The 6,973-nt window shown below is 66.1% G+C and carries 6 protein-coding genes; 5 read left to right on the top strand and 1 reads right to left on the bottom strand.

The window, feature by feature from the left end; all coding sequences use genetic code 11:
* The 5 genes from VGR67_15655 to VGR67_15635 form a co-directional block, all read left to right on the top strand.
* On the top strand, positions 1-559 hold a 559-nt coding region (locus VGR67_15655), incomplete at its 5' end, for a DUF3341 domain-containing protein (protein ID HEV8337847.1).
* 526 nt (positions 560-1,085) lie between these two features.
* Positions 1,086-3,311, top strand: a complete 2,226-nt coding sequence (locus VGR67_15650) for a M3 family metallopeptidase (protein ID HEV8337846.1) — start codon at positions 1,086-1,088, stop codon at positions 3,309-3,311.
* A gap of 78 nt (positions 3,312-3,389) precedes the next feature.
* A complete protein-coding gene (locus VGR67_15645; GenBank protein ID HEV8337845.1) occupies positions 3,390-4,304 on the top strand; it encodes a pirin family protein in 915 nt (304 codons plus the stop codon).
* Between the two features lie 229 nt (positions 4,305-4,533).
* Entirely contained in the window at positions 4,534-5,223 is a 690-nt protein-coding gene (locus tag VGR67_15640) for a hypothetical protein (GenBank protein ID HEV8337844.1), read from the top strand.
* A gap of 184 nt (positions 5,224-5,407) precedes the next feature.
* Positions 5,408-5,767 (top strand): FHA domain-containing protein, encoded by a 360-nt coding sequence (locus tag VGR67_15635; protein ID HEV8337843.1) that lies wholly within the window; start codon positions 5,408-5,410, stop codon positions 5,765-5,767.
* 229 nt (positions 5,768-5,996) lie between these two features.
* Here VGR67_15635 and VGR67_15630 read toward each other — a convergent pair whose 3' ends face one another.
* Positions 5,997-6,902 carry a hypothetical protein gene (locus VGR67_15630; GenBank protein HEV8337842.1) on the bottom strand — a complete coding sequence of 302 codons (906 nt, stop codon included), beginning with the start codon at positions 6,900-6,902 and terminating at the stop codon, positions 5,997-5,999.
* Positions 6,903-6,973: the final 71 nt, after the last annotated feature.

Below are 6,973 nucleotides of genomic sequence, written 5' to 3'. Positions count from 1 at the left end.
GAACAGCGACTCGCAAGCCAATGAGATTGTTGATCGCCTCAAGAACTCCGGATTCTCGTCGAACGACATCTCCGTGCTGTTTCCAGACAAGACCGGCACTAAGGATTTCGCGCACGAGAAGAACACCAAGGCTCCCGAGGGGGCGACGACCGGCGCGGGCGTCGGCGGAGTCCTGGGAGGCACCCTGGGCTGGCTGGCCGGCATCGGCTCGCTGGCCATTCCGGGACTCGGTCCGTTCATCGCCGCCGGCCCCATCATGGCGGCCCTCAGCGGCGCGGCCGTGGGCGCGGCAGCCGGCGGTTTGACGGGGGCCCTCGTCGGCATGGGAATCCCCGAATACGAAGCCAAGCGCTACGAGAGCAAGATCAAGGAGGGAAACATCCTCATTTCGGTGCACTCGGAGGACCGTGACGAGGTCCGCCGCGCGAAGGAGATCTTCACCAGCTGCAACGCCGAGGGAATCGCCACCGCCGGAGAGGAGAAGGTCGCGGATGACCAGAAGGTCCGGACTTCGAGACCGACCCCCTACGTCGCAGGGCAGGATCGCCCCACACGTTGATGGTTCGCGCGACAGCGCCTCGAACCAGGCCGGGAAGGTGACGTTTGACCTGACGGACAGCATGGCGCCGGAGCCTCGAGAAGCGAGACGGCACTCGAACTCGAGGAGGCCGGCGCCATGACCGTCCGAAGACGTTTCAGAGAATTGATTTCAAGAGCTTGAAGGTCCCGTCTCTCGACCCCGGACGGCGGGACGACCTCCGAAAAGCCCCGACCCACCGGCAGCCTCCCATCCTCCGGCTCCGGGCCGGCGCCGAATCCCGAAACCTTGCTCGCGAGCCGCCGTATCCTGGCAACAGGGTGCGATCGCCGGCCCTCCGCAAAGACTCCCTTTGCAAGGGGCGCCGAAGAGTTATAATGCGCCTTCGTCCCCATCGGGTTGACTGTGGAGGTGACGCGGCTCGGGCGCGGGCCCCGTCCCTTCGAGTTCGTTCGCCCCGGTGCGCGGTTCCGACGATCCGAGCGGCCGTTCATCCACCACCTTATTTCTCGCGGGCGCGGGCGCGCCTGGCACGGAGGCATGAAAGATGGCTAGAATCCTCTTGACCGGCGCGGGGGTCCTCGCGCTGATCGCGCTGGCGGGAGTGCCCGGCGGCGCGGCGACTCGGAAGAACACGCCCCTCGACACCGCAGGTGCCATGAAAACGAAGGCGACGAGCGCGACGAGCCCACTGGCCACGGAATGGAAGGGCCGCTATGGCGGCGTCCCCGCGTTCGACAAGATCAAGGTCGAGCAGTTCAAGCCCGCCATGGAGCAGGCGATGGCCGAGAATCTCGCCGAGGTCGACGCCATCGCCGCGAATGCGGCCGCGCCCAACTTCGAGAACACCATCGCCGCCCTGGAGCGCTCGGGCCGGCGTCTGGGGCGGGTCCTGAGCGTCTACGGGGTCTATCGCTCCACCATGAGCACGGAGGAGTTCCAGGCCGTCGATCGGGAGATGTCGCCGAAGCTGGCCGCCTTCCAGGACAAGATCAACCAGAACGAGAAGCTCTTCAAGCGCGTCGAGGCGGTGTACGAAGCCCGCGAGAAGTCGAACCTGACGCCCGAGCAGCAGCGACTCGTATGGCTCGACTACACCGGCTTCGTCCGCTCCGGCGCGAAGCTGGACGCGGCGGCCAAGAAGCGCGTGGCCGACATCAACGAGCGCCTGGCGACTCTCTTCACCAACTTCCAGCAGAGCGTGCTGGCCGACGAGAACGACTACGTCACCTATCTCGACAAGGAGCCCGATCTGGCCGGACTTCCCCCCTCCGTGATCTCCGCCGCGGCGGCGGCCGCGGAGGCGCGCGGCAAGAAAGGGCAGTGGGCCATCACCAACACGCGATCGAGCATGGAGCCGTTCCTGACTTATTCCGATCGGCGCGATCTGCGGGAGCAGGTCTGGCGCACCTATTACAGCCGCGGCGATCACGGCGACGCGCACGACACCAAGAAGACGATCGCGGAAATCCTGAAGCTGCGCGCCGAGCGCGCCAAGCTGCTCGGCTTCCCCACCCACGCGCATTGGCGGCTGGAGAACACCATGGCCAAGACGCCGGAGCGCGCCCTGGCCCTGATGGAGGCGGTGTGGAAGCCGGCCGTCGCCCGGGTCCACGAGGAAGTCGCGGACATGCAGGCCCTCGCCGACAAGGAGGGGGCGGGGCTGAAGATCGCCCCCTGGGACTACCGCTACTACGCGGAGAAGGTGCGGAAGGCGAAATACGATCTGGATGAGAACGAGATCAAGCCCTACCTCCAGCTCGAGAACCTCCGGGAGGGGCTCTTCTGGGTGGCCGGGCAGCTCTTCGGCTTCCAGTTCAAGCTGGTGACCGACGTGCCCGTCCTGCTCCCCGACATCCACGTCTGGGAGGTGAAGAGCGCCTCCGGCAAGCACGTCGGCCTCTGGTATTTCGATCCTTACGCGCGGACGGGCAAGCAGTCGGGGGCCTGGATGAACGAGTACCGCAGCCAGGAGCGCTTCGACGGTGAGATCCCGGTCATCGTCTCCAACAACACCAATTTCGTGAAAGCGAAGCCGGGCGAGCCCGTCCTGGTGAGCTGGGACGACGCCCGGGCCCTGTTCCACGAGTTCGGCCACGCGCTGCACGGGCTGAATTCCAACGTGAACTACCCTTCGCTCGCCGGAACGAGCGTGGCGCGCGACTACGTCGAGTTTCCCTCGCAAATCCTGGAGCATTGGCTCGAGACCCCGGAGGTGCTGAAGCGGTTCGCCATCAACGTCGACGGGAAGCCGATTCCCGCCGAGCTGGTGGCCAAGATCCAGCGCGCCTCCCGGTTCAACCAGGGATTCATCACGGTGGAATATCTCGCCGGCGCGCTGGTCGACATGAAACTGCATCTGGCGGGGGACAAGGAGATCGATCCCGCCGCGTTCGAGCGCGACACGCTGAAAGAGCTCGGGATGCCCGAGGAAATCGTGATGCGCCACCGCACGACGCAGTTTAGCCACATCTTCTCCAGCGACGGCTATTCGGCCGGGTATTACAGCTATCTGTGGTCCGACACCCTCAGCGCCGACGCCTGGGAGGCCTTCACCGAGGCGGGCGGCCCGTACGACAAGACGGTCGCGAAGCGGCTCCACGATTACGTCTTCTCGCTCGGGAACACCGTCGATCCGGCCGAGGCCTACCGGAAATTCCGGGGTCGCGACGCGGGCATCGCCGCGCTCATGCGCAAGCGCGGTTTTCCGGAGCCGCCCGCAGAGGCGAAGACCGCGGGCCCGGCGAGCGGCGCCGCCCCGTCCTCGCCCTGAGAAGCGTTTCTGGCTTCCCCGCGGCGAGCGGGGCAGGTCGTCGCTCCATCCCATCCTCGGCATGAAGGGAAGGCCGGCATGTCCATTCGACCCGTCAAGCGGCTGATCAAGGCCAAGCCGACCCTCGAGGGCGCCGGAGTGCACCTCCGGCGCGCCTTCGGGTTCGGCGACACCTCCGATTTCGATCCGTTTTTGCTCCTCGACGATTTCCGCAACGAGCGTCCCGAAGACTATCTGGCCGGCTTTCCCTGGCATCCCCACCGCGGGATCGAGACGATCACCTATGTTCTCGCCGGGACGGTGGAGCACGGCGACAGCCTGGGCAATCGCGGCGCCATCGCCGCCGGCGACGTGCAGTGGATGACGGCCGGAAGCGGCATCATCCATCAGGAGATGCCGAAGGGGGACCCGGGCGGCCGAATGCACGGATTCCAGCTTTGGGGGAATCTTCCCGCGTCGCTCAAGATGAGCTCGCCGCGCTATCAGGAGGTGAAGTCGGCGGAGATTCCGGCCGTCACCGACGACGACGGAACCCTCGTCCGCGTCGTGTGCGGTAGTTTCTGGGGCACGAAGGGCCCCGTGGACGGCGTGGCCGCCGACCCCGTCTATCTCGACGTATCGGTTCCTCCCCGCCAGCGGAAGACGCTGCCCGTCGAGACGACGCGCCACGCCTTCGCCTACGTCTTCGCCGGGCACGGCAAGATCTGCAATGCCTCGGGTCCGCTGGCGGTGCCGACCGAGGGCGTCGGGTGGTCGGACACCTCGCCGCCCGCCGAGGCGGAGAACCGCTCGCTCGTTCTCTTCGATCGCGGCGACGAAGTGACCGTCGAAGCCGGCGAGGAAGGGATGCGGTTTCTGCTCGTTTCCGGCAAGCCGCTCGCGGAGCCGGTCGCCTGGTACGGCCCGATCGTCATGAACACCCAGGAGCAGCTCCGCCAGGCGTTCGACGAGCTGGCGCGCGGCACTTTCCTGAAGAGCCAGGGAAGGCTCTAGCCGGTCCTCATGATCTCCGGCAAGATTCGGCCCACCCCCCTCCCGCGCCGGCCCCCCGGAGGCCCTGAATCGGCGCGAAGGATCCCCTCCGGGGCGCGACTCTAACGAAGTGAGAGTCTCCCGCAACCCCCGGGGGTCCCCGGCGGGATCGGTGTCGAGCGCGGGAGGACCATCCAACACGGGAAGTCCTGAGATCCGGCCGGATGGGCTTCCCACAGGAGGGACAGGCATGTTGAAAACCAGGCTTCCGCTGCGACTGGTCCTGCTCGGGGCGCTCGCCTTGGGACTGGCGGCGCCAAGCTGGGCGGCGAAATTCCCCATCTCGCGGATCTACATCGAATACAACTCCTCGGCCAACGACCTGGGATTCCACGTTTCTCTCGACGGCGAGGACTGGAAGACGCTGAAGATCGTCAACCCCGCCGGGACCACGATCTTCGATCTCGCCGGCAAGGGGCCCTACGCCCAGCTGGGACTGACGGAGCTGTTCTTCGAAGGCGCCGAGCCGTCGTTGGACGATTTCCCCCTCGATCAGCTCCTGGCGCTGTTCCCGGAGGGGCAATACAAGTTCAGCGGCCTGACGGTCGGCGGGACCCGGATCTCGGCGACGGGCGTCCTCAGTCACGCCGTCCCCGCCGGACCGGTGGTTTCCTCGGAGGTCAACGGTGAGTCGATCGTGATCCGCTGGGAGGAGGTCACCGCCCCGCCGGCCGGTTTCCCCAACCGGAAGATCCAGATCGTCGGATATCAGGTTCTCGTCGACCCGTTCGCCGTGACCCTTCCCGCTACCGGCCGGGAGGTGACGCTGCCGCCGGAATTCGTCCGGTCCCTTTCCCGGGGCGCGCATCCGTTCGAAGTCCTGGCGATCGACGTCAGCGGAAATCAGACCATCACGGAAGGAACCTTCTCGACCGAGTAGAGACACCCGAAGCCGCAGCCCGGGGGCCGGTTTCGCCGGCCCCCTTTCTTTTTGCCCCGGGGATCTCATTTTCGTAACGGCCCTTGGCGAGGAAACGCTTGACAGCCGCGCTTCCCGCCCCAACATTATTAATATGTCTCCAGCGAACGACTCCTTGGAAGCGGCGGCCAGGACGGCGAGCGGCGTGAAGCGGCATCCCCCGTTCGGGGCGCCCTACGTCTTCGCGCTCGTGGTGATCGACGGGGACGACCCGGCGGGCATCCACCGGATCGCCCGCCCCGAGACGATCCTCGGCCGCGGGGAGGGAAGTCACTTCGCGATCGAGGACGAGTTGATCAGCAAGGTCCACTGCCGGATTCGGATCGAGGGCCCGGTCTGCACGATTCTCGACCCCGGCAGCCGGAACGGCACCTTCGTCAACGGACGCCGTCTCGCCCCGAACGTCGCCCAGCGGCTGAAGAACCTCGACGAGATCGAGGTCGGCAGCCACCGCCTCCTCCTGGTCACCGGCCGCGCCCGCGCCCGGACCCAGAACGCCGCCTAGTGTCGCGTCTCAAAAATCATGTTACATTCGGCCCCCGATCCATCCCGGCTCGCCGCGTTGCGCTTCGCTTGCGTACCGCCTTGGGTACGCGACGCTCTGGCGCGCCTTGCGATCCGGGCGCCTCGGCGACCTCGGTGTTAACATGATTTCCGAAACGCAACACTAGCGCCAGGTTCCCGGAGTCCCGATCATTCCTCGGGGCTCCCGCACCCCGCTCCGCCCTTGTCGATCAAAAGGTGAACAAGATTCCCACTTCGGGGGCGAAATCGGGGGCCTTCCTGGTCACGCCGAAGCCGCAATTCAGCTTCACGAACGCATGCCTCCCGATCGTGAGCTGCGCTTCGCCGATCAGGCTCAATTCGTCGTCCTCGCCTTCCAGAGTCGCGACCCAGCGCCAGCGCGGGGATGTCCGTTTCAGGTATTCGAATGCATATTCCCCGACCTCAACCTGCCCGTCTTCCCGGTCGTATTTCATCGAGATCCGGCCATTGATCGTCCCCCAGCCGTAACCCCTCACCGCGCCGAATCCCAGCTCGGTCTCCCAGTCCTGGGTCCCAAGAAGCACCTTGCTCTTCTGCAGCGGAAAGACCACTTCCCAGAAGCTGTAGAGCAGCGGCCGCGTCGCCGTCTCCGGCGACCAGACCCAGCGCAGCTGGGACTCCACGTCCCCGAGGCCCGACTCCTTGAGGCGATCCGGGACGCCGGAAAGATCCTCGGGCGCTTTCGTAAGCTCCGCCGACGCCCAAAGGGCCGCTTCGAACTCCAGGGCGACCCGATCCGAGAAGCCGTAAGCCAGGAAGATCAAGGCCTCGTTCTCCTTGAGCTTTCCGAAAAACTCCTGATTGCCGGTGAATCCCAGCTCGCTGGGAACGTACTCGGCGTCGCCGGTGGAGGTGTATTCGTAGAAGGGATAGACGAGAAACTCGCCGCGGCGGACGTACGTGCCGAACTGCGACGTGGGAATCGAGCCGCCGCGATCCTCCAGGCGGGGCGGCGTCTCGGACGGACCACCGCACGCGGGACTGCCCACGGACGCCAGCGTGCCGAGGCCGAGGATCAGGGTGCAGACGGTGTGCCTCGCCGGGCCGTCCGCATGACGAAATCCGGGCAGGTACCGGGTCAGGGATCGACGCATCGCGCGCTCCTCCTTCAAAAGGCCTCACACGAGGTTAGAGGAGCGCCTGGATCCGAATCCTTCGGAGCGAG

The sequence above is a fragment of the Candidatus Polarisedimenticolia bacterium genome (assembly GCA_036004685.1).
Lineage (GTDB): Bacteria > Acidobacteriota > Polarisedimenticolia > Gp22-AA2 > AA152 > DASYRE01.
This window is presented reverse-complemented; position numbering and strand designations above follow the sequence as displayed.